General features: G+C 50.6%; 31 protein-coding genes. 22 read left to right on the plus strand and 9 right to left on the minus strand.

The genetic code is table 11. From position 1 onward, the window contains the following. The first annotated feature begins 81 nt into the window (after positions 1–81). Complete coding sequence (locus tag NDK47_RS05890; protein WP_251873934.1) at positions 82–783, plus strand: hypothetical protein; 702 nt, start codon at positions 82–84, stop codon at positions 781–783. Between the two features lie 140 nt (positions 784–923). Here NDK47_RS05890 and NDK47_RS05895 read toward each other — a convergent pair whose 3' ends face one another. Then, complete coding sequence (locus NDK47_RS05895) at positions 924–1,991, minus strand: NAD(P)/FAD-dependent oxidoreductase (protein ID WP_251873935.1); 1,068 nt, start codon at positions 1,989–1,991, stop codon at positions 924–926. A gap of 188 nt (positions 1,992–2,179) precedes the next feature. On the opposite strand from NDK47_RS05895, the gene NDK47_RS05900 reads away from it, so the two are divergent. Then, entirely contained in the window at positions 2,180–2,440 is a 261-nt protein-coding gene (locus NDK47_RS05900) for a DUF1450 domain-containing protein (RefSeq protein WP_251873936.1), read from the plus strand. 276 nt (positions 2,441–2,716) lie between these two features. Here NDK47_RS05900 and mqnE read toward each other — a convergent pair whose 3' ends face one another. Further along, positions 2,717–3,820 (minus strand): aminofutalosine synthase MqnE, encoded by a 1,104-nt coding sequence (mqnE, locus tag NDK47_RS05905; RefSeq protein ID WP_251873937.1) that lies wholly within the window; start codon positions 3,818–3,820, stop codon positions 2,717–2,719. A gap of 367 nt (positions 3,821–4,187) precedes the next feature. Here mqnE and NDK47_RS05910 point away from each other — a divergent pair, with 367 nt between their 5' ends. The 3 genes from NDK47_RS05910 (at position 4,188) to NDK47_RS05920 (ending at position 5,462) form a co-directional block, all read left to right on the plus strand. Continuing rightward, complete coding sequence (locus NDK47_RS05910; protein ID WP_251873938.1) at positions 4,188–4,409, plus strand: aspartyl-phosphate phosphatase Spo0E family protein; 222 nt, start codon at positions 4,188–4,190, stop codon at positions 4,407–4,409. A 141-nt stretch (positions 4,410–4,550) separates the two neighbouring features. Next, entirely contained in the window at positions 4,551–4,910 is a 360-nt protein-coding gene (erpA, locus tag NDK47_RS05915) for an iron-sulfur cluster insertion protein ErpA (protein WP_251873939.1), read from the plus strand. 168 nt (positions 4,911–5,078) lie between these two features. Next, positions 5,079–5,462: a YolD-like family protein gene (locus NDK47_RS05920; protein WP_251873940.1), complete on the plus strand. Its 384-nt coding sequence runs from the start codon at positions 5,079–5,081 to the stop codon at positions 5,460–5,462. 162 nt (positions 5,463–5,624) lie between these two features. Here NDK47_RS05920 and NDK47_RS05925 read toward each other — a convergent pair whose 3' ends face one another. Together NDK47_RS05925 and NDK47_RS05930 are read right to left on the minus strand one after the other, a co-directional pair. After that, a complete protein-coding gene (locus NDK47_RS05925) occupies positions 5,625–6,755 on the minus strand; it encodes a hypothetical protein (protein WP_251873941.1) in 1,131 nt (376 codons plus the stop codon). After that, positions 6,731–7,282: a sigma-70 family RNA polymerase sigma factor gene (locus NDK47_RS05930; RefSeq protein WP_251873942.1), complete on the minus strand. Its 552-nt coding sequence runs from the start codon at positions 7,280–7,282 to the stop codon at positions 6,731–6,733. The genes NDK47_RS05925 and NDK47_RS05930 overlap by 25 nt, the downstream gene beginning before the upstream one ends. A gap of 226 nt (positions 7,283–7,508) precedes the next feature. Between NDK47_RS05930 and NDK47_RS05935 the strand changes: the two genes are divergently transcribed. From NDK47_RS05935 to NDK47_RS05960, 6 genes are all read left to right on the plus strand, one after another. Then, entirely contained in the window at positions 7,509–7,895 is a 387-nt protein-coding gene (locus NDK47_RS05935; RefSeq protein ID WP_251873943.1) for a cupredoxin domain-containing protein, read from the plus strand. A gap of 419 nt (positions 7,896–8,314) precedes the next feature. Continuing rightward, entirely contained in the window at positions 8,315–9,037 is a 723-nt protein-coding gene (locus NDK47_RS05940) for an amino acid ABC transporter ATP-binding protein (protein WP_251873944.1), read from the plus strand. A gap of 24 nt (positions 9,038–9,061) precedes the next feature. Then, positions 9,062–9,859, plus strand: coding sequence for an ABC transporter substrate-binding protein (locus NDK47_RS05945; RefSeq protein ID WP_251873945.1), 798 nt, complete (start codon positions 9,062–9,064; stop codon positions 9,857–9,859). Between the two features lie 67 nt (positions 9,860–9,926). Next, positions 9,927–10,616 (plus strand): amino acid ABC transporter permease, encoded by a 690-nt coding sequence (locus NDK47_RS05950; RefSeq protein ID WP_251873946.1) that lies wholly within the window; start codon positions 9,927–9,929, stop codon positions 10,614–10,616. 15 nt (positions 10,617–10,631) lie between these two features. Continuing rightward, positions 10,632–11,366, plus strand: a complete 735-nt coding sequence (locus NDK47_RS05955) for an IclR family transcriptional regulator (protein WP_251873947.1) — start codon at positions 10,632–10,634, stop codon at positions 11,364–11,366. Positions 11,367–11,449: 83 nt separating this feature from the next. Beyond that, a complete protein-coding gene (locus NDK47_RS05960) occupies positions 11,450–13,081 on the plus strand; it encodes a M20/M25/M40 family metallo-hydrolase (protein ID WP_251873948.1) in 1,632 nt (543 codons plus the stop codon). A gap of 228 nt (positions 13,082–13,309) precedes the next feature. Here the strand turns inward: NDK47_RS05960 and NDK47_RS05965 are convergent, their stop codons facing one another. Next, on the minus strand, positions 13,310–14,161 hold the full coding sequence (locus NDK47_RS05965; RefSeq protein ID WP_251873949.1) for a helix-turn-helix transcriptional regulator: 852 nt from the start codon (positions 14,159–14,161) through the stop codon (positions 13,310–13,312). Positions 14,162–14,285: 124 nt separating this feature from the next. On the opposite strand from NDK47_RS05965, the gene fabF reads away from it, so the two are divergent. From fabF to NDK47_RS05980, 3 genes are all read left to right on the plus strand, one after another. Next, entirely contained in the window at positions 14,286–15,524 is a 1,239-nt protein-coding gene (gene fabF, locus NDK47_RS05970; protein ID WP_251873950.1) for a beta-ketoacyl-ACP synthase II, read from the plus strand. Between the two features lie 71 nt (positions 15,525–15,595). Further along, entirely contained in the window at positions 15,596–16,042 is a 447-nt protein-coding gene (locus NDK47_RS05975; RefSeq protein WP_251873951.1) for a hypothetical protein, read from the plus strand. Between the two features lie 21 nt (positions 16,043–16,063). Further along, on the plus strand, positions 16,064–16,600 hold the full coding sequence (locus tag NDK47_RS05980; protein ID WP_251873952.1) for a hypothetical protein: 537 nt from the start codon (positions 16,064–16,066) through the stop codon (positions 16,598–16,600). A gap of 127 nt (positions 16,601–16,727) precedes the next feature. Here the strand turns inward: NDK47_RS05980 and NDK47_RS05985 are convergent, their stop codons facing one another. Both NDK47_RS05985 and NDK47_RS05990 read right to left on the minus strand, forming a co-directional pair. Further along, on the minus strand, positions 16,728–17,006 hold the full coding sequence (locus NDK47_RS05985; RefSeq protein WP_251873953.1) for a hypothetical protein: 279 nt from the start codon (positions 17,004–17,006) through the stop codon (positions 16,728–16,730). Positions 17,007–17,192: 186 nt separating this feature from the next. After that, positions 17,193–18,203 carry an NAD(P)/FAD-dependent oxidoreductase gene (locus tag NDK47_RS05990; RefSeq protein ID WP_305883375.1) on the minus strand — a complete coding sequence of 337 codons (1,011 nt, stop codon included), beginning with the start codon at positions 18,201–18,203 and terminating at the stop codon, positions 17,193–17,195. A gap of 335 nt (positions 18,204–18,538) precedes the next feature. On the opposite strand from NDK47_RS05990, the gene NDK47_RS05995 reads away from it, so the two are divergent. The 7 genes from NDK47_RS05995 to NDK47_RS06025 all read left to right on the plus strand — a co-directional run bounded on the left by NDK47_RS05995 (position 18,539) and on the right by NDK47_RS06025 (position 23,075). Continuing rightward, complete coding sequence (locus NDK47_RS05995; RefSeq protein ID WP_251873954.1) at positions 18,539–19,729, plus strand: NAD(P)/FAD-dependent oxidoreductase; 1,191 nt, start codon at positions 18,539–18,541, stop codon at positions 19,727–19,729. 13 nt (positions 19,730–19,742) lie between these two features. After that, on the plus strand, positions 19,743–19,994 hold the full coding sequence (locus tag NDK47_RS06000) for a hypothetical protein (RefSeq protein ID WP_251873955.1): 252 nt from the start codon (positions 19,743–19,745) through the stop codon (positions 19,992–19,994). A gap of 552 nt (positions 19,995–20,546) precedes the next feature. Next, positions 20,547–21,029 carry an NUDIX domain-containing protein gene (locus NDK47_RS06005; RefSeq protein ID WP_251873956.1) on the plus strand — a complete coding sequence of 161 codons (483 nt, stop codon included), beginning with the start codon at positions 20,547–20,549 and terminating at the stop codon, positions 21,027–21,029. Positions 21,030–21,225: 196 nt separating this feature from the next. Beyond that, the gene (locus NDK47_RS06010; protein ID WP_251873957.1) at positions 21,226–21,369 is read left to right on the plus strand and encodes a YuiA family protein; all 144 of its coding nucleotides are present in this window, start codon (positions 21,226–21,228) and stop codon (positions 21,367–21,369) included. A gap of 165 nt (positions 21,370–21,534) precedes the next feature. After that, positions 21,535–21,795, plus strand: a complete 261-nt coding sequence (locus NDK47_RS06015) for a YuiB family protein (RefSeq protein ID WP_251873958.1) — start codon at positions 21,535–21,537, stop codon at positions 21,793–21,795. 205 nt (positions 21,796–22,000) lie between these two features. Next, on the plus strand, positions 22,001–22,318 hold the full coding sequence (locus NDK47_RS06020) for an MFS transporter (RefSeq protein WP_251876013.1): 318 nt from the start codon (positions 22,001–22,003) through the stop codon (positions 22,316–22,318). A 139-nt stretch (positions 22,319–22,457) separates the two neighbouring features. Continuing rightward, the gene (locus tag NDK47_RS06025; protein ID WP_251873959.1) at positions 22,458–23,075 is read left to right on the plus strand and encodes a 3D domain-containing protein; all 618 of its coding nucleotides are present in this window, start codon (positions 22,458–22,460) and stop codon (positions 23,073–23,075) included. A 128-nt stretch (positions 23,076–23,203) separates the two neighbouring features. Here the strand turns inward: NDK47_RS06025 and NDK47_RS06030 are convergent, their stop codons facing one another. Next, positions 23,204–23,983 carry a cobalamin-binding protein gene (locus tag NDK47_RS06030; protein WP_251873960.1) on the minus strand — a complete coding sequence of 260 codons (780 nt, stop codon included), beginning with the start codon at positions 23,981–23,983 and terminating at the stop codon, positions 23,204–23,206. Between the two features lie 57 nt (positions 23,984–24,040). Further along, positions 24,041–24,523, minus strand: coding sequence for a divergent PAP2 family protein (locus tag NDK47_RS06035; RefSeq protein WP_251873961.1), 483 nt, complete (start codon positions 24,521–24,523; stop codon positions 24,041–24,043). A gap of 146 nt (positions 24,524–24,669) precedes the next feature. On the opposite strand from NDK47_RS06035, the gene NDK47_RS06040 reads away from it, so the two are divergent. Continuing rightward, on the plus strand, positions 24,670–25,041 hold the full coding sequence (locus tag NDK47_RS06040; protein WP_251873962.1) for a DUF309 domain-containing protein: 372 nt from the start codon (positions 24,670–24,672) through the stop codon (positions 25,039–25,041). The last annotated feature ends 47 nt before the right edge of the window (positions 25,042–25,088 follow it).

Raw genomic sequence — 25,088 nt, forward strand, 5'->3', positions numbered from 1 at the left:
TTAATTCTATTTCTTTTGATTAGTTCAGTGCTACTAACTGTGATGTTAAGCACGACACAAACGAAGGAAAGTAAAGAAGATGTGAATCTGCTATTTGGAGACAATTATATTAGTTATGTCATCGATGGTAAAAACGGGATGTCTTTCAATATCTTTGGGGTGCAAGATATTCGAAAACATGATTCATCTCTAAAAGATCAGGTTACTTCCCTTGCCTTTAATAATTCGAATATCAAAGTGATTGATTACAAGGTAGATACAGGTATTTCCGATAACGGGTTTCGGTTGGTTAATATGATAGTAACCGCACAAGTCTTAACCGATCATATAGAAAAAGCTGATAAATTGCTCATTCAGTTTCAGCATGAAAAAACAACAACCCACGAATTCGGGGAGATAACCGTGCAAAACAGTGTCCCTTTCCAAAATGAACATTTGGTGCCTTTTGGAGATTATAAAGTCGGTTATCCAACTCCAGCCTTAGATGTTAACATAAAAAATGCGGGAAAACAAAGCATCTCTGTTTCTCAGGTGTATGATCTTACAGATAAGATTTCCTATCAATTCAAAGACGCTTTCGAGATTAAACCTGAAGAAGTGAAGCAGATCGTCATCGATTCTCTCCGTACCAAGAAAGAACATGATTTCATCACGATGACTCCTATTCTTTCATACAGAATGGATGACAAGGAGTATTTGTACAACATGCCAGGCGTTCTTTATGGCATTCTTGATTCTGACCAGGATAAAATCAAAAAAATCACTCAACAATTGAAAGAGTAAGAAACATCGAAAGCTACGCTCCGAATTTTAAAATGGAAAAGCCGAATTTTTCCACAGCACAGGAAAAATTCGGCTTTTTTCTTTATGGGATAAGAGGGTGTGGTTGATGGTTGCCCGAGGCACCCGAAAACAGCACGGGATTAACCCAGGTGTTTTTTGTACATCCAAAGAACGCCGCTCTTCATGACACGAGGCATTTGGCCGACGAGGGACATTTTTCCCATGACGCCGAAGCCTTCTTTTTTTCCCAGGGAGCCCAGGAACCCTTTGTGCTTGATGAGGGGCAAGGAAGCGGGGTAATCTTCCCCTTTGAAATCTTTTTTTAATATGACAGCAATCTGTTCACCCTGCAGCTCCGCCGTTTGTGCGCTAGGGGCAATCGGCGTGCTTGCACAGTCACCGACTACATACACATTCGGATGGTTCGGGATCTGATGGTAGGCATTCAGTTTGGCTCGTCCAATATTATCCTTTTCAATCGGCAGGGCGCGAACAATCCGGTTCGCCTGAATACCGGCAGTCCAGACGATCACGTCGCTTTCTACAGGCTCGTCATGGTTGTAGAGCACACCGGGCTCGACACGTTTGACGTTAGCCATGGAAACCAACTGTACGTCATGTTCAATGAACCATTGTGAAGCGTATTCCTGCAATTTTTTCGGAAATGGGCTCAGAATGCTTTCACCGCGGTCTACAATACGAATGTTCAGGTCTGGGCGACTTTCACGAAGCTCGGAAGCCAGTTCCACCCCGCTGAGCCCTCCGCCAACAATCGTCACCGTCCGGTAGGGGTTCAGGTTATTGATGGCCGCGTAAGTATTGCGCGTAGCGGTCATCGACTGAATGGAATGGGTAAACTCGTCGGCTCCGGGAATATCGTGATAACGGTCTTCACAGCCCAGAGCGAGCACCAGCCAGTCGTAGGAGAGCGAGTCCCCGCCCGTGAAATGGACGATGTTCTCATCCAGATCGACACTTGATACTTCTCCGTACTTGATAGTCAACCGGGGATCGCTTGGAAAAGCCACACGTACGGCCATTTCCGGCTCCGTGCCTGCTGCCAGAGCGTAATACTCCGTCTTCAAACCGTGAAACGGCATCCGGTCCACAAGCGTGACGAAGACGTCATCTGGTAACTCAGGGGACAGGATGCGCTCAATAATCCGCAGACCCCCGTATCCTCCGCCAAGGATAACAAGTCGTTTCATAAGAAGGTCTATCCTTTCTTCTGTCCGTTATTTTACAGCACCCACTCTATTGTTAGTCTCTTTTGCTCAAATTGCAAGCAGAATCTTTTTCCCATCAGGTATGCAGTTGTGTTACTGAATTATCACCGAAAAAGCGGTACAATATAGAACGAAAATGTGAAGCCGACAAGTATGGCAGGTGATAAGAAATGAAGGCCTTAGTAGAATTTTGCGCGAGTAACGTTTCTTCCTATACAAAGTCAGTTATGGAAGCGCTGGAAAATGACCCGGAGCTGGATGTGGATGTGCTGGAATACGGCTGCCTGGGTTATTGCGGCGAGTGCTATATGCTGCCCTTTGCACTGGTCAACGGCGAGCTGATTCAGGCGGAAACAGCGGAAGAGCTGTTGAACAAGATCAAAGTGAAGCTGAAGGAAGACGAGGAAGCGGAGGATCTCTTTCCCTTTTGACCCGGAAGGAACGTTGCGGAGCAAAGCAAAGAAAGAAGCGGCGAAACGAAGACCAGAGGGGCAAAGCGGAGAATGAAGGGGAAAGCAGGCATCACTGGGCAAGTCAGCAAGAACGCCAAGAGGAACATAAAACTCCACGAGTAACATAAAAAGAAGGACTGTCCCTGGTCGATATGCTCTCCTTTAAGTATACAGGTGAAATCATTAAACCTGCTACTGTAAGGAAGAGCCTATCCATTTGCAAAATAAATCTGCAAAAGGGACAGTCCTTTTGGTTTAGTATTCCTTCACTACGTTGTAGAAGGTGTCGCGCTCCAGCGCACGCTTGCCCGCGCCCTTGATCAGCCAGACCAGCTCATCTACGGTGAGGGCCTGCTGCGTAAGAGCACCTGCGGAGTGGCTGATGCGCTCCTCGATCAGGGTTCCGTGCACATCGGACATCCCCATGGTGAGGGAGATCTGGGTCAGCTGGGTACCGATGTTGATAAAGTACGCCTTGATATGCGGGAAGTTATCCATCATCAAGCGGCTGATTGCCATGGTTTTGAGATCGTCAATAGCGGAGTTGCGGCGTTTAATACCGGCAGTCGCTTTGATCGGTTGGACGGCCAGCGGGATAAAGACCAGAAAGCCGTTGGTTTCATCCTGCAGCTCGCGCAGACGGAGCATGTGGATGACGCGCTCTTCCAGCGTTTCGATGGAGCCGTAGAGCATGGTAGAGTGCGTTTTCATTCCCATTTGATGAGCGGTGCGATGAACCTGCAGATACATGTCCGTCGTCGCTTTTTCCGGGCTCATTTTCAGACGGTAGCGCTCCGTCAGGATCTCTGCGCCTCCACCCGTCAAGCTCTCGATGCCTGCTTTTCTCAGCTCTTCCAGCACGCCCTGAATAGACAGGCCGGAGATGCGTGAAAAGAATTCGATTTCCGCACCGGTGTAAGCCTTCATGGTCACGTGTGGATAGGCCTTTTTCAGCGTGCGGATGTTGTCGAGATAGTAATCAAACGGCTGGTGCTGGTTGTGACCGCCTACGATATGAAACTCGCGAATGCCTTCGTGGTAGCGGGTTTCTACATAATGAAGGAGCTCTTCTTGGCTCATCGTGTAAGCGCCATCTTCTCCCTCGTCACGACGGAATCCGCAGAATTTGCAATGCGCTTCACAGACGTTGGTAGGATTGATGTACATGTTTTGAATAAAGTAAACATTGTCACCGTTTATCCGCTGATTGACCAGATTGGCCAGTTGGCCGATGGTAAGCAGGTCATGGGAGTTAAACAGAGTGACCCCGTCCTCCAGAGTGAGACGCTCGCCGCTCATGACTTTGGCCGCAATATCGGTCAGGTTCTTGTCCTGAATCACAAGGGTGTCGAGTGCCATATCAAACACTTCCCTTCTCCAATAAGTACTCATACCATTGATGTTGTCGTTTTTCTCCGATTGGAAAAACCTGGCTTATCGCCAAGTCCAATAGCGAAAGCCTTAGTTTTTCTTGTACTTTCGTCATTTAACGCGTTAGCGAAGTTAAACTTTCCGAAAGTAGAACAAAAGCATCTATATTATAAACCTCTTCCGATAGACGAACAATATCAGAAGTTCTAAGAAACAGAAACTGTAAAAATCTTACAATTGTCGGCAAAATTCCAGATCTTTCATGGTTATTTAAGGAAATTTTGTTTGCCTAATGCCTTTGTATCTTGTAAAATAAAGGTACGAAAGCCTTAAAATTTTAGGAGGAGCTTCAGCAATGCGGGAAGTTTTGCTTGAGAAAATTGAACTCCTTCGACAGCGTATGGTTAGTATGGGGTTAGAGTTTGGGTTGGATCATCCAGAAGTCTTGGAGTATAGTAAACAAATTGATCAACTGCACAACGAACTGAACCAAATAGATCATAATCTGTCCAAGGTAGGTAAAAAAAATCCGGCTTACTGCTTTTACTTTCTGGATCAAAAGGCTCATTTTGCATAGGAGGGGAGACCCTCTTTTTTTGCTGTCCGTTTTCGGGCGCCAGCAAAGTGTAATGCAGTCTTGAGGGCAGGGCTGTTTCTTAGGTATACTGAAAGGAGAACGCCGCAACCTAGTAAAAACGGCTGACAAGGAGGGAAATGTATGATTACCATATCCGAGCAAGCCGCCCTGAAGGTAAAAGAAATGCTGGCGGCGGAAGAAAATCCGAACCTGTTTCTGCGTGTAGGAGTCCGTCCCGGCGGTTGCAGTGGCTTTACCTATGGCATGGGCTGGGATCAGGAGATCAAAGAAGGGGACCAAACCTTCGAGCAGAATGGAGTCAAGATTGTTGTCGACAAAGACAGCTACCTATATATCAAAGGCACAGAGATCGACTTCAAGGAATCGCTGATGGGCGGGGGCTTCTCTATCCATAACCCGAACGCGATCGCTTCCTGCGGCTGCGGGTCGTCGTTCAAAACGGCACTGGCTGCGGGCAAGGAAGAGAAGTGCGACGACTAAACGGTCAAAAACGGTTATATTTGAAAGTCAAACAATGAAAAAACCTCTCCGGACTTGCGTCAGATCAAATGCGCGAGATACCGGAGAGGTTTTTGGTTATTTTTGTCCTTGCACATTCCGAAAATGAGAGTAAAATAGGAACAAATGTTCTTGTTGGAGGGTATCGGAATGGAAAAGAACTTCGAAGCGTCTTCAGATTGTCTGCAAAGGGACCGCCACAATCCAGGGTCGGCAACGTCAGGTTACATGGAAACCGTGACGTCCCCGCTCATGGCACCACAGCTTGCGCAGCGACCGGTCGTGGACGAGGACGATTTTGGCGAAATGTGCTTCCGCGTCTATGATTCGACGCAATATGACTACGCCATTACGGTCTCCTGGTTCCGTGAGCAGGCAGACGGACTGGGCATAGTGGAAACGGCATGGGGGGTCGTGCGTAAAATCGATCCCTTGACCAAACAGTTCAAGCTGGTCAATGACTGGGAGGCGCACTGGATTGGGGTAGAGGATTTGGTACGCGTCGTCAAGACGAAGCGGGCCGATTGCCAGTAGCAAAGTTCCCGGCAAAGCCAGGCGATGCCAGTTGCAGGGACTCCACAATCAGGCGATTGGCCGGACCGTAAACCCCAAATCGAACCGATTTCACGTAACTTGCCACACCCAACCGGAGTGCCGAAGGTTTTCGACTGCATTCATGCGTTCTATTTGCGTTGCTCAGTCTTTTCGCGAGGTGAAAGCGTTCAGGTAGTCCATCATTGACTGGTCGATATCCCGGCTTTCCGCCAGCTTTGCTCCTCCCTCTTCGGTCACCTGATAGGACCATACGCTGGAGCGCTGTTGATCCTGACCGTTCTTGTCCTTGACGGTCCAGATTCGTTCAAAACGGACGAGGTAGTCACCGCGGTACAGAAGCTTTACTTTTGTCCTTAGCGTAGTGGTTGCCACGGTTTCGGGGATGCCTTTGACAGGGACCACTTTTGCTTCACCTGTGTTGGAAGGAAACTCCCGTTTATTTGCCAGGGCCAAGTCGACGGCCTCCTGGACTGTAAATTCTCGTTCGCGGTACAGCTCCTCCAAACCAGGCTCGCCTCCTTGCATGCCCCATACGAGGAAGAAGCGGCCATCGTAGTTCTTCGTCAGAGCAAGATTAAAGTAAGGACCCCATGCCAAGCTGTCTCCGCTTTCTATCTTTTCTGCTGTTGGCGAGCCAAAAGCGGGGGCATAGAAGGCCTCCAGATTTTTTTTCAACTGTTGGACTTTCTGTTCATCTCTGCTTTCGATCTGATAGCGGGCCGCGTACAGGAAGCCATTCTGAAAATGAAGCGACAGCACTGCCTGCTCATTTCCCAAAACAACCGGCATGGTTGCTTCATGCAACCCGGCTTCCCCCAGTCCTTCCAGACCTCCTTGAGGCCCCAGTTCGCCAAGCTCGGGGAAAAGCCTCTTGGCTTCGTCGTAGGTCATCCCCAGCTCGAATACCCGATACAGCTCCAATCGTTCTTCTTCTGTCTGCCAGGACACAGCTGCTGGTTTGGGCTCTGTTGGCAGTTCATGGCCAGGAGAAGTCGCGCGAAAAGGAGAGGGTTCAGGAGGAGCGGTCAAATGCTGCCCGGGATCGGTATCGGGCTGCAGAGAAAAAGGCTGTATCCAGAGAAACAGGGCAGCCGCGACAGCGATGCCGGCCAGCGCCCATTGACGAGCGAAGCTTCGCTTTCCCTTGGTTTGCGATGCTGTCAGAGAAGCCATGGTGCGCTGCTCGAGCTTGCGTGCTTCTTCTGGTGTGAGTCTGAGAGCCTGATGGACAAGCTCTTTTCGGTTGGTTAGCTGTTGCTCAAGGATATCCAATCATGATCTCCTCCTTTCAAAGATTGTCTGAGCTTTTCCAATCCGCGCGATATCCTGACGCGTATGGTCGATTCCTTTACGCCAAGAAGCTCGGCAATTTCCGGCGATTTGACCTCCTCAAAATAGTAGAGCACGATGACTTCCCGGTACTTGGTCGGGAGCGCCATCACCGTCCGGACGAGCTCATCGTTTTGGAACTGCTGCATGATCTGGTGCTCGATCGACTCAGAGGCGTTATTTTCAAAAAAGGTAGACGTAAGGATCGTCTTGCGATGATTCCATGATTTTAAGTAATCCTTTGCGGTATTGATGGCAATCCGGTACAGCCAGGTCTCGGGGCGAGCCTCTGCGCGGAAGGATTCAAATTTTTGGTAGGCTTTGACGAATACCTCCTGGGTCAAATCCTCGGCAGTTGCTCTATTTTTTACATAGTAATAGATCGTCCGAAACACCAGGGAGTGGTACAGGGACACCCACTCCCGAATGATCTGTTCTTTTTTCTTGGCCAGCGGTTCTACGGGAATCACCTCCTCTTTCTTACGCTTATTTGACGAGGCATCCAACCGGAGTGCTACAGAAAAAGCGTCTTCCAGTACTTGGGCGTATTTCGGTCGTAACCCTTTTCTTTCCAAAGTTCACCAATCGTTCGCCGGTTCGTCAAAGTTCGTTCACAGATTCCCAGATTCTGGACTGCATTTTTCGTTACAATAGAACTGTAGAACTTGCAGAATTTGCATGAAAGAAGGGTTCCTTATGAAAAAAACGTGGGGTTTACTGATTTCGGCGGTAGTCGTATCCGCAGCGCTGGCTGGCTGTGGCGGAGACAAAAAAGAAACGGCTGCAGGAGGAGATCAACCGGCTCCTGCGACAGCATCTGCTGAAAACACAATCAGCATCGAAGCGAGCAACTGGAAATTTAACAGCGATACATTCGAAGCGAAAGCGGGCGAACCGATCACCATCAACTTCAAGTCTACAGAGGGTTTCCACGGCATCGGTATTGAAGGCCTGGACTTCGATATTCAAAACGAAGGCAGCAAAACCATTACCATCGACAAAGCAGGCGAATACAAGATTTTCTGCAACATCATGTGCGGTCCTGACCACGACAAAATGGTCGCCACACTGGTTGTAAAATAAACGGATTCCGTACATGAATCATAACTAGGTTGCATCTTACCTGGCAAGAATCTCCTATTCTCGTGCCAAGCACCTCAGCCGTTTAACGGTTGGGGTGTTTTTCCGTCTTAAAACCAAATGAATACCCTCATGTAGACAGGGAGGGGAAAGGTGGCTTCTGAACAAGACAGGAGCCGTCTTTTCTGTTTCCAAAAAATGACAGAATTTTGCAAAAAACGATTGATGTATTCATATTTTTTATGGAACGAGAAATATTAACGAAAAAAATATTCACCAATGTGTGAAAAAAGTCGTGACAGATCGGTGTCCGATAAATATAATCAAAACAGAAACAATTTTCACAATTCGGAAAAGTATATGGTATGCACTTACCTGCATGGTTACTCATTGCGTCGACTGGAAGGGGGGCAAACATCAGAGTGATTGAAGTGAAAAATTTGTACAAGTCGTTTGGTTCGTTAACCGTTCTGAAGGGTGTTGACATGGCGGTAAACGAGAAAGAAGTTGTCGTACTGCTCGGTGCCAGCGGATCAGGAAAAAGCACGCTGCTTAGATGTCTGAACTTTCTGGAAATGTATGACAAGGGCGAGGTTCGCATCAATGGTCAGCTGATCGACCCGAAAAAAACAGATTTAAACAAGTTCCGGACGGAAGTAGGGATGGTGTTTCAGCACTTTAATCTGTTTCCTCACAAGACCGCTCTGGAAAATGTGATCGAGGCTCCGATCTACGTGAAAAAGATTCTCCCCAGCCAAGCGAAAGAGGAAGGATACGCCCTTTTGGAAAAAGTGGGCATGAAGGACAAAGCGGACGTCTACCCGGACATGCTGTCTGGCGGACAGAAGCAGCGGGTGGCGATCGCCAGAGCATTGGCGATGAAGCCCAAAATTATGCTGTTTGACGAACCGACATCGGCACTGGACCCGGAGCTGGTCGGGGAGGTTTTGCAGGTCATGAAGCAGTTGGCCAAAGAGGGCATGACGATGGTTGTCGTAACCCACGAGATGGGCTTTGCCCGAGAAGTGGCCGACCGGGCCGTGTTCATGGACAACGGTCAGATTCTCGAACAGGGAGAGCCTGCTCATTTCTTTTCCAACCCGCAGCAGGAGCGCACCAGACAGTTTTTAAACAGCATTCTATAAAGATAGAGACAAGGGGGCACTACCATGACAAAAAAGAAATGGACACTGGCTTTACTGACAACCGTGCTTGCGGGATCACTCGCGCTGACAGGCTGTGGCTCGTCGTCTCAGACGGGTTCCGCTGGCAAAGACGAGAAAAAGCCGGACTTTACCTATGCGATGAGCGGCGTGTACAAGCCGTTTAACTTTAAAGAAAACGGAGAGCTGATGGGCTTCGACGTGGAGATCGGGAAAGCATTGGCAGAAAAGATGGGCATGAATCCGGTGCCAATCACCAACCCGTTTGAAACGATCATCCAGGGTCTGCAGGCTAAAAAATACGATACTGTGATCGGCAGCTTGACGATTACGCCCGATCGTGAAAAAGCAGTGGCGTTCTCTAATGTCTACTACCGCTCCGGGGCGCAAATCTTCGTAGCGGCTGGCAATGACACGATCAAATCCGCCGACGATTTGAAAGGCAAGAAGATCGGCGTGCAAAAAGCATCCAGCTACGAGCAGCAAGCGCTGAAGATGACGGACAAGAGCAACATCACGACCTATGACAGCGACGTAACTGCGCTGATGGATATTTCCACCGGCCGTCTGGATGCGGTGATTACCGACCAGATGGTAGGCTTCCGCTACATGAAAGAGGTGCCGGACAAGATCAAGGATATCGGTGAACCGCTCAGCCATGACAATCAGGCCATCGCACTGCGTCAGGATGACAAGGAACTGATGGAGAAGGTGAACAAAGCGCTGGACGAGATCATCAAGGACGGCACCTACGAAAAAATCAGCGAGAAATGGTTCGGACGCAACATTTTGGGAAGTGAATAACCCTTTCCGTGACCAGCCGGGCGTCTATTTCGGACGCCCCTATTTTTTAAAATCGGGGTGAACCAATATGTTTGACATCCTTCTGTCCAGCTATCCCTTGTTTTTGGAAGCGACACTGCTGACCCTCCGATTGACGGTGATTTCCCTCATCATCGGGTGCGGGGTGGGGCTGCTCGTCGCCTTTTTCCGCATCTCCAACTCCAAGCTGCTGCAATCGATTGCTCATGTCTACATCACGATTATTCGGGGAACGCCGCTGATCGTGCAGATTGCGGTTCTCTACTTCGGAATTTCCGGCGCGATCACGCTCTCCTCGTTTTGGGCAGGGGCGATTGCCTTGGCGGTTCATAACGGGGCGTATATTTCCGAGATTTTCCGCGGGTCCATCCAGTCGATTGACAGAGGGCAGATGGAGGCGGCAAAGTCGCTGGGGATGCATACGAGTCTGGCCATGCGTCGAATCATTTTGCCGCAAGCCTTCAAGCGAGCCATTCCGCCGCTGGGCAACCAGTTTATCATCGGGCTGAAGGACTCGTCCCTGGTCGCGTACGTGGGGATGCAGGATTTGTGGGGAACCGGCTTGAGTGAAGCGGCGTCCAACTACCGCCAGCTGGAAACCTATATGGTCGTCGGGATCTACTATCTCGCGTTGGTGCTCATCTTCACGTATGTGGTAAACCGTTTGGAAAACCGCTTGAATACCGGGTCCACGCGGAAAAAGAAGCAGGGCCAGGCGGAAGTATCACAATCAGTGTAGGATGGGGAGTTAGCTATGGTACAGTCAATCGACAGAGCAATGGAAATCATTTCGGTACTTGTCTCCGACGAAACGAAATCAGACTGGTCCATTTCTGAGCTGTCACAGGCGACCAACCTTCCCCTCAGCACGATTCATCGCATCCTGGGTTCCCTGATCTCGCATGGGTTGACCAGCCAGGACCCTGTGACGAAGCACTATCGCATCGGCTATACCTGGATCACCATCGGGATGCGGATGCTCGACAAGATCGACTTCCGTTTTGTCGCCAGACCTGTGATGGAGAGGCTTGCCCGGGAAGTGGAGGAAAGCATTTGCCTCAATATTATGGGGGAACGTGATGCCATCCTGATTGAAAAGGTGGAAAGCCCGTTGAAGCTGCGGGTCGCGGAAAATTTGGGCGACCGGATACCGTTGACTGTAGGAGCGCCGAACAAGGCAATGCTGGCTTTTTTGCCCAAAGTGGAGCTAGAGCGGACTATCCAGCAGCTTCTGCCGCAAGAACAGAGAGACGACTTTTACCGACAGCTCGCCGACATCCGAACAAACGGATATGCGATCAGCTCCGGGGAGCGCACCGAGGGAACGACAGCCATTGGTGTCGCCATTTTGGGACGGCACCAAAAGGTGATGGGAGCCATTTCGATCAATGCTGTTTCTTTCCGCATAACCGAGGAGAGGCTGCCCATGCTGATTGAAAAAGTAAAGGAGGCGGCGGAGGAAATCTCGGTCTTGATCGGGAATACCTGATAGAGGAAGAGGCCCCGCGGCCCCTATTTTTTATCCATGATATAGAAAACGATTCCACAATACGGAAAGTTGAGGGGTTGACGATGGTGAATGCAGGGAAATGGCAGACAAAGGAACAACTGATCGAACTGTTGGCAAAGCTGGTGCACTCCCCCTCGGTTACAGGTTCAAAGGCAGAGGTGGAGCTGGCAGCGGTCATTGCCGACGAGCTTCGAACACTGCCCTACTTTCAGGAAAATCCGGAGTATGTCCAGTTAAATCCGACAGGCGATGGTCGTTATTTTGTAACAGCGCTTGTCAAAAAAGCGGAAGCGGTTCGTCCCACGGTTGTCCTGGTCAGTCATTTTGACGTTGTAGATGTGCAGGACTTTGGGGAGTGGAAACCGCTGGCCTTTGATTTGAAGGGCTTGACGGAGGCTTATCTGCAAAATCAACAGATGCTGCCGCCGCTCGTTCAGCAGGATCTGGCCAAAGGGGAGTGGCTGTTTGGCCGGGGCTCCATGGATATGAAGGCGGGGCTTGCTCTGCAGATGTCGATGCTGGAGCGGGCTTGTGCAGGAGAATTTGAGGGAAATCTGCTGCTTGTCACCGTGCCGGATGAGGAAGTCAACTCGCTCGGGATGCGGGCAGCCGTACCCGTATTGCTTGCGCTGTCGGAAGTCCATGGGCTGGACTATCATGCCTGCCTGAACTGCGAGCCGGTTTTCTCCGCGTATCCCGGTGATGAAAATACCTACATTTACAGCGGCTCGCTGGGAAAGGTGCTGCCTGGCTTTTACTGCTACGGAAAAGAGACACATGTGGGTGAACCGTTTTCCGGCCTGAACGCAAACCTGATGGCCTCGCGCCTCGCTGTCGAGCTGGAGCTGAATACCGATTTTTGCGAGAGGGTGGAGGAGGAAGTGACGCCGCCGCCGACCAGCTTGCAGCAGAAGGATTTGAAAAAGGAATACTCCGTACAGATTCCCGATCGTGCGGTAGCGCTGTTCAATCTGTTTCTGATGGAAAAGTCGATTGACGAGGTAACTCGTCAGCTTCGCCAGCTTGCCGAGCGGACAGCAGAAAAAATCGAGCAGGATTACGCGGCACGTGCGGCGGTTTTCGCCAGCATGAACCGCTCGGAACCGATTTCGATGAAGGTAAAGGTGCTGCAATACGAAGAACTGCTGGCCTATCTGATCGACAAGATCGGTCGGGAAAAAGTGGAGAGCATCCAGGCCGAGGTGATGGCCAACCGGGGCGACATGGATGACCGTGAAGTGACGATTCGTCTGATCGATGAGCTGGGGCTGTTGTGCAAGGAATTGGCTCCGATGATCGTTCTGTTTTACGCACCTCCGTATTATCCGCCGGTCAGCTCTCGCCATGACGAGCGCATTCGGCAGGTTGTCGAGGACGTGATCAAGCGGGCAGAAGACAGGCATCACCTGGAGGTAAAGCATCAGTATTACTTCGCGGGATTGTCCGATTTGAGCTATACGGGACTGCCCGAAGCCGCGCAAAGCATCCAGCCTCTGGTAGAGAACATGCCTCTTTGGGAAAAGGGATACGCGCTCCCGATCCGCGAATTGGTTGCCTTGAACATGCCGGTCATGAATCTGGGCCCATTCGGCAAGGATGCGCATAAATGGACAGAAAGGCTAGATGTGACAAGCGCGTTTGAGACAATGCCGGATTTGCTTCCCTTTGCGATTGAGCAACTGCTGAAAAAATAGCGCAAAGACAGAACAGTTTTGGGAGAGCTCAAAATCGAGCAAACTGGTGAAGCAAAAAACAGGTTTCTACAAAGCAAAAGCAAACCTCCTGTACCGCAAATAAAGCGGGGGAGGTTTGCTTTTTCCTATCGGATACAAGAAATGAACTACTGGGGCCTTTTTCGCATCCTCCAGAGAAATTTTTCTGCTTCTTGCTCACATGCGTTATTCGTATGAAACCGGAAAAGGTTACAAAATTTTTCCTGATCGTTCCATCAGCTTTTTGAGCTTCCCTTCCGTGGGGGAATCAGGAGCCGGGGTGTAGACGCTGCAGCGCAAATCGGTATCGCCCTGCACCTGCAAAGAGGTCAGATGAAACAGCATTTTCCCGGCCTTGGCATGGCGAAACTCGATCAAGACCTCAGGCGCCGAGCTGACCCGGCTTTGTTCCCACAGGCGATGAAAATCGGGATGAATCGCTTTCATTTCCTCCAGGAATTGCTCATACCATTCGTCCTCCACGTATTGGCCGTAATAGGCCCGGAAGATCGCCAAAAAGCCGCTGACAAAATGCTCCCAGTTGACAGCCAGCCGCTGCAGCTCTTTTCGGGTGAACAGAAGCCGGATCAAATTGCGCTCCTCGGCGGGGATATGGTCAAAGTCGAGGAACACATGGGAAGCCGCTTCGTTCCAGCCGACAATTTGGTAGCGGCGATCCGAGATGATCGTGGGACAGTAACGCAGCTCCTGTACGATCCGCTGCAGGGAGGGAGGCACCTCCGGCTGTTCTTCACGCAACGTCGCGACACCGCCGCCTCCCTCATAAGCCAGATCAAACAGGTACTTTCGTTCATCGGCGTTCATTTGCAGTGTAGAGGCGATCGCATCCAGTACCGATGCAGATACGCGGATGTCGCGTCCCTGTTCCAGCCAGGTATACCAGGTCAGGCTGACACCGGCAAGCTGTGCCACCTCTTCGCGCCGCAAACCAGGCGTTCTTCTGCGCGTCCCGACAGGAAAACCGACTGATTCCGGCTGGATTTTGGCCCGTTGTGTTTTTAAAAAAGCGGATAAGGCTTGCAATCTCGCTTGGTTATTCATGTCTTCATACCGCCTTTCGATCAGGAACCGGGTACTTTTTATACCAGTATAACTGACAACTTGTAATAGGATAAGTGTTGTGACAGGATTACTCCTAGAAATATGTATCAGGGAGGCAGAGTAAATGGAACGAGTCGTCATTACGGGAATGGGGATCATCTCTCCGCTGGGAAATGATGTCCCTGCGTTTTGGAATCAATTGGTGAAAGGAAGATCCGGGATCAGCCTGATCGATACTTTTGATGTCTCGGGGTTTAAGTCAAAAATGGCCGGGCTGGTGCGTGATTTCGATCCGGAGGCGCGGTTTGGCCGCAGGGAGGCACGGCGGATGGATCGTTTTGTCCAGTTTGCCATGGCAGCTGCCGAGCAGGCGTGGGAGGATGCCGCACTCGATCCGGAAAAAGTGGACAAGGAAAAATTGAGTGTCTATGTCGGCTCAGGGATTGGCGGCATCCAGACCTTGCTGGAGCAGGATGCGCTGCTGCACGAGAGGGGGGCTGGACGCGTCAGCCCGACGCTGGTTCCGATGATGATCTCCAATATGGCAGCGGCCATGATCAGTATCCGTTTTGGTGCGCAGGGCCCGATGCTGTCACCGGTGACAGCCTGCTCTATCGGAAATACGGCGATCGGGGAAGCCTTTCGCTTGATTCGGGCAGGGGTAGCGGATGTGGTGATCGCGGGCGGGAGCGAAGCTGCGGTCACGGATATTGCCCTGGCCAGCTTCAGCAATGCCACTGCGGTTTCTGCCAGAAATGACGAGCCGGAAAAAGCGAGCCGTCCGTTTGATTTGGGACGAGACGGGTTCGTCATGGCAGAGGGAGCCGGCATTCTGGTTCTGGAGTCGCTGGCCCACGCGCAGAAAAGGGAGGCCCGCATCTACGCAGAGGTGATCGGCTATGGAGCCAGCTCCGATGCCTACCATATGGTCGCGCCGCATCCCGAGGGGCTGGGTGCTTTTCAGGCTATGCGAGCCGCTCTTCGCGAAGCGCAAATCCAACCGGAAGAGGTTGATCTGATCAGCGCCCACGCCACTAGCACCGAGATCGGAGACATCATGGAAACAGAGGCGATCAAAAAACTGTTCGGCGAGGCTGCCTACCGCATTCCGGTGACCGCGAACAAGTCGATGACAGGCCATATGCTGGGAGCGGCAGGAGGCGCAGAGGCGATTGCTTTGGTCAAAAGCCTGAACGACGGTATCATTCCGCCGACGATCAATTTGGAACAGCCTGATCCGGCCTGCGATCTTGATTATGTACCCAATCAGGCCCGGCATGCGGCACTTTCCGTGGGAATTTCCAATTCATTTGGCTTTGGCGGGCATAATGCAGTCGTTGTTTTCAAAAACTATCTCTCGTAAATGTACATGTTTTTCCTTTTCGTAGTGCATGGTAAGAAGGAGAAAGCTGGAGAAAGGAGGGATGTGACTCCGTGGAAAAGCAGCGGTACTATATTACCTTGCAGAGCGGGACGACGGTGGCGGAGATTCGGGATGTCAAAGGGGAAGCCAGTTACGATTTTGAGATTGAGACAACCCCGGTGCAGGCGGGCATGATCCGCGATTTGTTCAATCACTGCGTACATGGTGATTACATGATGTGGATGCGTGATGGACACACTTTGTGGACCGATTTGCCCGACGAAGACAATGACGAGTACGATGACAATTTGCGGGAAATCTATCGCATGATCTACCGGTATGGGACGCCGAAAACGAAGCAGGACTTAGAGCAGATGGGACTGGTCAAACTACTCGGCCTGGACAGAAGCGAACCGGACCCGCAGCAGGGCAGAGCGGGCGGTCCGCTGGAGCCCACTTCCCAAATCAGGGAGAATGACTCGTTGGAGGGTCCTTTGGAAGAGACGATGGAGATCTGAGAACAAGGAGGGCATTTGTTGATGAAGCATTGGAAAAACAGTCTTTTTGCAGCAGTATTGCTCGTCGGATTGACCGTGCCAACATGGGTGCAGGCAGAAGGAGCACAGCCGGAGGTGCCGGTATCAGAGACGGGTCAGTATCACGAGCATGGAGAACATCACCAAGGACATGAAGGCTCTCACAAATACAAAGGGCATCTGCCATTCAAAGGTGTTCACCGCCAGATGTACATGACGCTGCTCGCGGAAAAATATACGCCTGAGAGCGTCAATGAGTGGAAAGCGGCGCTCGCAGAACAGAAGCGGCTAAAAGATGCGTACCGGGCTCAAAGGGAAAACAAGAAAGAAAACCCGGCACAAAAACCGGAACAGAGAACACAGCAAATGGAATCCTGGCGGGCGCTGAAAGAAAAGCATCGGGAAATCCATAAAGAGTTTCACGCTGCAATTGAATCGGGAGATGCTGCCAAGATCAAAGAAGTGATGCCCAAGCTTTTGGCTGAGGTGAAAGAGGTAAACACGCATCTGGCCAAAAAACTGGGGGAAAAGAAGAAGTAGTAATCCTGCGAGATGCGTTGACAAGGCTGACCGCAGCGGTGAAAAGAAAAGGGAATCTTCTGCACGACAAAAAGGACGCGGCTAACCAGTCTCGTCCTTTTTGTCGTCTGGGTGGAAGGCCGAAACCCTACTTATCTGCATAAAAAAACAAGGCAGCCTCATCCCATTCCTCTACGGCAAGCACATGCTCCCGATTGCACTGTGTACACCAGCCGAGATGCAGACAGTGATGGTGAAGGGCGTCCGACACGCCGTTGCTCAGTTTGGCATCATCAATCTCCCTGTAGGGGCTGTATTTTTCATAGTAGTCGTAGAGGCGGCCGCTGTCGTCCAATGGCCCGACACAATAGGGACACTCCTCATGAAGCGCAATCAATCCGTTGCAAACAGGGCAGAGATGAACCATCTGGCGTACAACTCCTTTTGGGGTCCCATTCTCTTCCTACTTTGTACAGGCGGGGCTGTCTCTATTCATGAGTACTGAAGATGGGGCGGAAGCTTTAATAGGGAGTCGTCCGGGAAACAAAAAACGCCCTGTCGCCTTGCAGGCAGACAGGACGCGAGATGCGGATTCGTCGATGTGCGATTGCGTTCAGGATTTAAAGTTGTCCATGCTGGAGGAGTGCCCAGGCTGCAGTTTGGCGTCTGGATTGATGTAGCCCACCGCATTATTGACGGCTGTGGGGGCTTCGCCAAAACCGACGGCAATCAGCTTGACCTTGCCAGGGTATGTGCTGACATCCCCTGCGGCATAGATGCCGGGGATATTGCTCTCCATTTTGGAGTTGACTACGATCGAGCCTTTCTCCAGCTCCAATCCCCAGTTTTTGATCGGGCCCAGTGAGGAAATAAAACCGAAGTTGACGATGACGGCGTCCACTTCCAATTCTTTTTCTTCTTTTGTTACTGCGTTGACCAGGGTCAGGCGTTCAATTTTCTCGTCGCCATGCAAAGCTTCGATCTCGTATGGTGTCGTGACATTGACTTTGGAGGACATGAGCAGCTCGACACTGTGTTCGTGGGCGCGGAATTTGTCCCGGCGGTGAATCAGGGTGACTTCCTTGGCAATCGGCTCCAGCATGAGGGACCAGTCAACTGCCGAGTCACCGCCGCCGATGACGGCTACGCGTTGTCCCTTAAAGGAGTTCAGATCGGTGACGAAGTAGTGCAGGTTGGATTTTTCATATTTCGCGGCGTCTGGATGCTCTAATTTCCGCGGTTCAAAAGCGCCGACTCCTGCCGTAATGATGACAGCGCGGGAGTAGTGGATTCCTTTGTCCGTGGTAATTTCGAATGAGTTGTCTGCTTGTTTTATCACATTTTCTACCTTTTCTTCGAGACAGACTGTCGGATTGAAACGAGACAATTGTTCTTTGAGATTATTGATCAAGTCTTGCGCCAATACTTTCGGGAACCCGGCGACATCATAGATGTATTTTTCCGGGTATAGGGCAGAAAGCTGGCCGCCGAGCTGGGGCATGCTTTCGATAATTTTTACACTTACCTGACGCATTCCGCCATAAAAGGCTGTAAATAGGCCAGCCGGCCCCCCACCGATGATCGTAATGTCGTATACTTGCTCGTCCTTTTGCAGAAAATTCAATCTCAGCACCTCCGAAATATTCTGAACGCATCCTTTCCTATTATACCCATACTTAGAAATGAAAAAAAGCGAAAGAAAAGAACATTCCTTGGGCAAATATGGCTTGCAAATATTGTCGATTCCGAATAAGATGGTTTTGAATGTTATAAAATTGACACATTTTATTATCCCATCGGTTGTGCCATTTTTCACAGATTGTCGCATAGGATGTGACATGGCAATAATTCCGTTATTTTATTCGCGCTCAATTTGGGAATCTTAAGCGTATCCAATCACGTGAAATTTCGCACAAACTTACCGGGATGACTATCATTCATGAAATGGAAGGGATATCCATGAGTACACCCAAAATCCTCGTTCTCGGCGCCGGATACGGTGGGCTGTTGACCACACTGCATCTGCAGAAAAAACTGAACTATAATGAAGCGGAAATCACGCTGGTCAACAAACACAACTACCATTACATCACGACCTGGCTGCATGAACCGGCTGCGGGAACAGCACCTGCTGACCACGCCCGCGTAAGCCTGGATCAAATCATTGACATGAACAAAATCGATTTCGTCAAGGACACCGTGAAGTCCATCCAGCCAGAAGAACGCACTGTTACGCTGGACAGCGGAACCGTCCTCAGCTACGACTACCTGGTGATCGGCCTTGGCAGCGAGCCGGAGACATTCGGTATTGAAGGCTTGAAAGAATACGCTTTCAGCATTCGCAGCATCAACGCCGTTCGTCAAATCCGCGAGCATATCGAGTATATGTTTGCGAAGTTCAAAATGGAACCGCATCGTACGGATTACCTGACCTTTGTCGTTGGCGGAGCTGGCTTTACCGGTATCGAGTTCAGCGGTGAACTGGCGGACCGTATTCCTGAGCTGTGCCAAGAATTCGACGTCGATCCAAGTCTGGTGAAAATCTACAATATTGAAGCTGCCCCGACGGCTCTTCCCGGTTTCGACCCTGAGCTGGTGACTTATGCGGTAGATGTACTCAGCAATAAAGGCGTTGAGTTCATGATCGGCACAGCAATCAAGCAGTGCACCCCGGATGGCGTCCTTCTGGCTACGGGCGAAGAGATCAAATCAAAGACGGTTGTCTGGGCCGCTGGTGTTCGCGGAAACAGCATCGTGGAAAAATCCGGCTTTGAAGTCATGCGCGGCCGCGTCAAGGTTGATGAATTCCTCCGTGCGCCTGGTTACGACAACGTGTTTGTCGTAGGTGACTGCGCCCTGATCTTCAATGACGAAGGTCGCCCGTACCCGCCGACTGCCCAAATCGCCGTACAAGAAGGGGAAGCGTTGGGTGACAACCTGGCGGCTCTCATTCGCGGGGAAGTTATGATGCCGTTCAAGCCGGCTCTCATGGGCTCGCTGGCATCGCTTGGAAAAGGCGAGGGAATCGGTATGGTCGGCACCAAAAAACTCTTCGGAAGCACAGCAGCACTGATGAAAAAAGCGAGCGACCTGCGCTATCTGTACAAAATCGGCGGTCCTGGCCTCGCTCTGAAAAAAGTGCGCCTGTAAAAAGGAGCTCCTTATGCGCCACGCCAGTATTCAGGTAAGAGGATTGATGACACGCGAAGAGATGGAGCGCTACAATGCGCTGATGGACGTTGGCGCGTATCTGGAAGACCAGGGACGCCACGATCTGGCCCATCATGTTCAGCGGGAAGTTGACATTCTCATTCTCCCGGCCATTGATCGGCTGAAGGAAAAAGGCCGCGAACGGGACAGGGAAAACCTGCGTTACATGATTGATCACGGCCTGTTGGATGAGGATGACGATTGATTGACAGTGAATCCCCCGGCTTTTATAGTCAGGGGATTTTTTCATTCATTTTTGCTTTCTCCGAACCTTATTTCCTATCAACGATGCCGTGGGGCAAGAAGCCTTGAAAAACAGTTTACAATCATCTTTGAACCGCATTCAAATCATACCTACAGCTCGCAGAAGAAGCATGTTTCCCTGCGTTGCGACTTTGCGGAGCTCTGCCGAGCGGAGCAGTGGTTGGCGGGAAACAGGGGCGCAACGTGGGATGACCTCGAAGCGTAGGCTGCTTTTGCGAACCCCCGCCAACCGCTGAGGAGCGGACCTTGCACGCTTCCTAGCGGGGCGGAGAACGGAGCAGAGCAGGGAAACATGCTTCTTCACCAACAGCCGCGTACTGACAACATGCTTCTTCACCAACAGCCGCGTACTGACAACATGCTTTTTCATCGACAGCCGCGTACCTGACCAAGGACAGCGGACAGACGATAGCAGCAGCCGCCGAGCTAGAGAAGCACAGTTCCCTTCGCTCGCAGGAATAAGCTATACTGGCAAAAGAAAGGGGAGGACAACGTGAAACGAAGCGATGTATGGCTGGGTGCTTGTGGAATCGTCATCCGCGGGGAAGAAGCCCTAGTCGTGAAAAAAACCTACGGGGGTCTCAAAGGGCAATGGTCCTTTCCGGCCGGATTCGTGGAACCGGGCGAAACCGTCGACGATGCGGCTGTCCGGGAAGTGCTGGAGGAAACCGGTGTGACAGCAGTGGTCCGCCAGCTGGCGGCTGTGCGTTCCGGGGTGATCCGTGATACGATCAGCGACAACATGGTTGTCTTTTGGATGGATTATGTGAGCGGCGAGCCCCGTCCGCAGGAAGGGGAGATCGAAACCGCTCTCTTTCTGCCGATCGAGCAGCTTTTGCAGGACCCGCTTTCCTCCACCTATCTGAAAATTGTTTTGCCCCAGTATCGGGACAGAGAGCAGGGAATGGGCGGCAAGGAATATCCCATCGATCCCGTTTTTCAATACACCCAGTATAAAATCTTCTCAAAATCATGAGCATGAGGAAGATAACATGCGTTGTTGCCGCTTACATAGCGGTTTTTTTCTATATTTTCTCTCTTTTTCCGATTTGAACGATAGTTTCCTTTTCTGTTATAGTAAGATACATCAAAAAAATCAGAATAATGAGTAAACTTGATGGCGAGAAGTCGGCTTGACAAAAACCCGGCAACTGGTGAAAGGAGCGATCATCATGAGAAAAGAGCAGGAGCAATGCCCATACTGCAAAGGACAAGGCTATTTTCAACTGCTGCTGGGAGGGACGGAAGACTGCCCAGGATGTGAGGGCTCTGGTGCCCACTCGGAGGAGCCGTCCGCTGCAGCCGGCACACGATAACGCATGAGTGAGAAGAGGGAACGAACCAAAGAATTGACGAGCCGATGACAATCGGCTTCTTTTATTGACCTGTGCTCCTGATTTCGATACACTTAAAAGCGAATAAAAGGTGCAGGCTGCGGCCTGACCCGATCTGTGGGATAGAGCAGGAGGTCTAAAAAGCTCATGAGCTTGCTGCAATTTGTCGTTTCTGTTGTCTTGTTTGCTGTTTTGGGGTTTGGCATCGGCTTTATTATAAATATGATTTTGCGGACCACCTGGATGCCCGTGATTCTCGTGTGCGGTGTCGTCGTAGGTGCCCTGATCTATAAAGGCATCGTCCCTGGTGTCTGGGATTCCATCATTCTCGGCTTCGGGATGGCTGGTTCGATTGCCAGCGGCTGGACGATCCAGACTCTGCGGAAAAAAGGATATCGGATGTTTTAATGAAAGTAAAAGCTGCCCTTTGAGTAGAACGACTACTTGAGGGGCAGCTTTTTTGATCCGCGGAAATAGTTTTCGAAATCCCTTATTGCCAATCCTCGGACAGTCTGTTATATTTTGACCTTATAAATATTCTGAAAATAAGGGGATATCCAACAATTATGCATTTTTATTTACTTCGATTTTTCTCGCAGGTGCTTCTTTTCTCATATTTGCCCTATCCACGAACGTTATCCTTTTTTGTATTCTTAGTTGCTTGATGGGAGTAGGGCTGGGATGCGGGCAGCCTATTTCAATGACGACGACGTATAATGCCTCGCCAAAAGCACGAACAGGGGAAGTGCTTGGCATTCGCTTAATGACGAATCGACTTTCACAGCTTATTGCTCCCGTCTTTTTCGGAGCGGTAGGCGGCTGGATCGGCGTCGTGTCTGTCTTTTATGTGAGCGGCGCCTTTTTGATCGGGGGTGCTTTTGTTATGAAACCACGGAAACATTCTGAAGAATCACAGTCCGTCAAAATATGATATTTTGCTGTTTTCTTTCGACCGTTCTACATTGAAACGTTCATATGACTATGCTGAATATTTCAGCTTCTGGTTGAATTTGTGTATAGTTTCCTCTTCTCGTGGACAAGATTAGTACCGAGAGGAGGTATTTTACAGAATGAATGGAAAGCGCTTGGTTAGTTTTATCTTGCTTTTTGTCATTGTTCTGACAGGCTTTGCAAGCGATGGTCTCGGGTATCCTGCCATCAATGATCGCTCTGTTCAGACCACATATGGAATCCGTGAAACCCGGGAAGGGCAGCTTGTTATTAAAAAACGGGCCGTCTCAACCAGTTCATTTAGTCAGGTGATCGACAAGGCTGATGCCGTGCTGGAGCAATACCCCAAGGTTCGCGTAGTGGCGACCGGTTATTACGCCGGATTTGAATCAACCGGGAAGCATCCGACCCATCCTTCTTACGGAATTACCTATTCCGGCGTAAAAGTACGTCGTGACGAATATTCAACGATAGCCGCCGACCTGCGCGTGTTTCCGCTGGGAACGGTTTTGTACATCCCCGGCTACGGCTACGGTGTTGTGGCGGATAAAGGCGGAGCGATTCGCGGCCATAAAATTGACCTCTATTTTGAGACCAAGCAGGATGTCTACAAGCAGTGGGGGAAGAAGGCCGTGGATGTATACGTCGTCCGTCGCGGAGAAGGAAAAGTAACGGAAACGATGATGCAGCGGCTCAATGAAAAGGGAATCGCCGCGATGGCTGACCCGATACAATAACCAATCAGGCAGTTTGTCGATCAACCAGACGAAAAAGGATTTGCTTGACTCAAGATAGCCAGGCAAATCCTTTTTTCTTTAGGAGTGGAACAAATCGGAGCGGTCACCCGGTTACTAACACGAAACCGCTACACAGACAACTCGGGATGGATCAAGGCTACCAGTTGCTCCAATCCCTCCAGAATCCGGGGAGAGGGCCTGCAGTACAATCCTTCTTCCAGAAGATGCACCTGCTTTTTCTGGATTGCCGTCATCCGGGCCCATTCAGGGCGGTCGGTGATCATCTCCCGTTTGATCCGGCGAAGCTCGATCCCGCACCAGACGACACAGATATGATCGGGGTCCCGCTCCAGTACCATGTCACGGGTGGCTTTGACATTGGGGACGTCATAGTTGGAAAAAACATTGACAGCTCCGGCCATTTCGCTGACATCTGTCAGCCAGTTTTCCCGACCGGGAGTATAGATCGGATTGGGCCACCATTCCCAGTAGAGCTTGGGACGGTAGCCGGAGGATTGTGCCACTTGTTTGATGGTTTCTGCTTTTTCGACAAAATCGCTGGCCAGCTGCTCCGCCTGAACGATTCTGTCCGTGGCCTCCCCCACCAGCCGGATATCCCGGGGAATATCGCAGAGACGCTGTGGATCGAGGACGATATGTGGGATAGAAAGAGACTGCAAGGCCTCCACGTTTTTTTCCATGCCGGGCACACTAAGAGAAGCAATCACCAGGTCAGGCTGAAGCGCTTGGACTTTTTCCATGTCAATGGTCAGGTCCGGGCCTACTCGGGGCAGATGCTGCCACTCCGGGGGCCAGTCAGAGTGATCGTCCAGCCCGACGACACAATCACCCAACCCCAAATAATAAAGGATTTCTGTATTGCTCGGACAGATGGACACAATCCGCATCGTCATTTTCCCTCCGTTTCGCTTGCATCCTGCTTGAATGATTCGCCTGCTCTTCTCTTATATATAGAAGAGTCGGTACACAGCCAAAGCGATCATGATGCCCAGCCAACCGCCGATCAATACCTCGATGGGCTGATGGCCGAGCAGTTCTTTCAGTTTTTTGGCTTTTGCCTCGTTGGGGCGCACCCTGAAGGTCTTCATGCCTTCCAGCAGGTGGTTGAATTCGTCCACCAGTTTGTTCAGGACCACCGCTTGCATCCCGGCATGACGGCGAACGCCCGCAGCATCAAACATGACGATGACTCCAATGATTGCAGAGATGGCAAACATGCTGCTGGTAAAGCCTTCGCGTATTCCCACCGCGGTGGAAAGGGCTGTTACCGCAGAGGAGTGAGAGCTGGGCATGCCGCCGGTGCTGAACATCAGCGACCACTGCCACGAACGGGTGGCAAAGTAAGTAAGGGGGATCTTGACAAACTGGGCAATTCCTATGGCAATCAAAGCCGCCCATAAGGGAAAGTTGTCAAATATCGCTGCCATAGAAAAATCCATTCCTTTCTGCGCACAGGTATTGAGATTATTGTAACAGAACGGGGCTAACCTCATCCGTGAAGTTTTCGTTGGGATTTCGAGACAAGCCAATCTGTGTTACCATGAAGAGAAGGTTTGAAACGGAGGCAACGTTCATGAGTTACCCCGAACAGTATCACCAGTTTATTGAGCTGTTCAACAAAAAGGAATACTATGAGTGTCACGATCTGCTGGAGGAAATCTGGATGGAGGACAAATCCAACAAGTTTCTCCAGGGACTCCTGCAGATGGCGGTCGGTCTGTACCATTTTTCAGGCGGCAATATCAAAGGCGCGCGCTGGATGTTTACCAACAGCAGGAAATACCTCACTCCCTATTCCCCGAGGTACTGGGATTTGGATGTGGATGAAGTGCTCTCCTATCTGGAGGACTGCCTGAACGCGCTCCCACTCGAGGATGCCATCCCGTACACAGAAGCCAAAATGATGCCGTTTCCATCCTTGCATCTGAAAGTAGACCAACCGTAACAAACGGAAACAAACCGCTCATAATTGTATCCTATCACAGAGAAAGA

The sequence above is a fragment of the Brevibacillus ruminantium genome, assembly GCF_023746555.1.
GTDB lineage: Bacteria > Bacillota > Bacilli > Brevibacillales > Brevibacillaceae > Brevibacillus > Brevibacillus ruminantium.

Coding starts and splice junctions, on each gene's coding strand:
- NDK47_RS05895 (WP_251873935.1), bottom strand. CDS start 1,991: ATGAAACGACTTGTTATCCTTGGCGGAGGATACGGGGGTCTGCGGATT.
- NDK47_RS05900 (WP_251873936.1), top strand. CDS start 2,180: ATGAAGGCCTTAGTAGAATTTTGCGCGAGTAACGTTTCTTCCTATACA.
- mqnE (WP_251873937.1), bottom strand. CDS start 3,820: ATGGCACTCGACACCCTTGTGATTCAGGACAAGAACCTGACCGATATT.
- NDK47_RS05910 (WP_251873938.1), top strand. CDS start 4,188: ATGCGGGAAGTTTTGCTTGAGAAAATTGAACTCCTTCGACAGCGTATG.
- erpA (WP_251873939.1), top strand. CDS start 4,551: ATGATTACCATATCCGAGCAAGCCGCCCTGAAGGTAAAAGAAATGCTG.
- NDK47_RS05920 (WP_251873940.1), top strand. CDS start 5,079: ATGGAAAAGAACTTCGAAGCGTCTTCAGATTGTCTGCAAAGGGACCGC.
- NDK47_RS05935 (WP_251873943.1), top strand. CDS start 7,509: ATGAAAAAAACGTGGGGTTTACTGATTTCGGCGGTAGTCGTATCCGCA.
- NDK47_RS05945 (WP_251873945.1), top strand. CDS start 9,062: ATGACAAAAAAGAAATGGACACTGGCTTTACTGACAACCGTGCTTGCG.
- NDK47_RS05950 (WP_251873946.1), top strand. CDS start 9,927: ATGTTTGACATCCTTCTGTCCAGCTATCCCTTGTTTTTGGAAGCGACA.
- NDK47_RS05955 (WP_251873947.1), top strand. CDS start 10,632: ATGGTACAGTCAATCGACAGAGCAATGGAAATCATTTCGGTACTTGTC.
- NDK47_RS05960 (WP_251873948.1), top strand. CDS start 11,450: ATGGTGAATGCAGGGAAATGGCAGACAAAGGAACAACTGATCGAACTG.
- NDK47_RS05965 (WP_251873949.1), bottom strand. CDS start 14,161: ATGAATAACCAAGCGAGATTGCAAGCCTTATCCGCTTTTTTAAAAACA.
- fabF (WP_251873950.1), top strand. CDS start 14,286: ATGGAACGAGTCGTCATTACGGGAATGGGGATCATCTCTCCGCTGGGA.
- NDK47_RS05980 (WP_251873952.1), top strand. CDS start 16,064: ATGAAGCATTGGAAAAACAGTCTTTTTGCAGCAGTATTGCTCGTCGGA.
- NDK47_RS05985 (WP_251873953.1), bottom strand. CDS start 17,006: ATGGTTCATCTCTGCCCTGTTTGCAACGGATTGATTGCGCTTCATGAG.
- NDK47_RS05995 (WP_251873954.1), top strand. CDS start 18,539: ATGAGTACACCCAAAATCCTCGTTCTCGGCGCCGGATACGGTGGGCTG.
- NDK47_RS06000 (WP_251873955.1), top strand. CDS start 19,743: ATGCGCCACGCCAGTATTCAGGTAAGAGGATTGATGACACGCGAAGAG.
- NDK47_RS06010 (WP_251873957.1), top strand. CDS start 21,226: ATGAGAAAAGAGCAGGAGCAATGCCCATACTGCAAAGGACAAGGCTAT.
- NDK47_RS06015 (WP_251873958.1), top strand. CDS start 21,535: ATGAGCTTGCTGCAATTTGTCGTTTCTGTTGTCTTGTTTGCTGTTTTG.
- NDK47_RS06025 (WP_251873959.1), top strand. CDS start 22,458: ATGAATGGAAAGCGCTTGGTTAGTTTTATCTTGCTTTTTGTCATTGTT.
- NDK47_RS06030 (WP_251873960.1), bottom strand. CDS start 23,983: ATGCGGATTGTGTCCATCTGTCCGAGCAATACAGAAATCCTTTATTAT.
- NDK47_RS06035 (WP_251873961.1), bottom strand. CDS start 24,523: ATGGCAGCGATATTTGACAACTTTCCCTTATGGGCGGCTTTGATTGCC.
- NDK47_RS06040 (WP_251873962.1), top strand. CDS start 24,670: ATGAGTTACCCCGAACAGTATCACCAGTTTATTGAGCTGTTCAACAAA.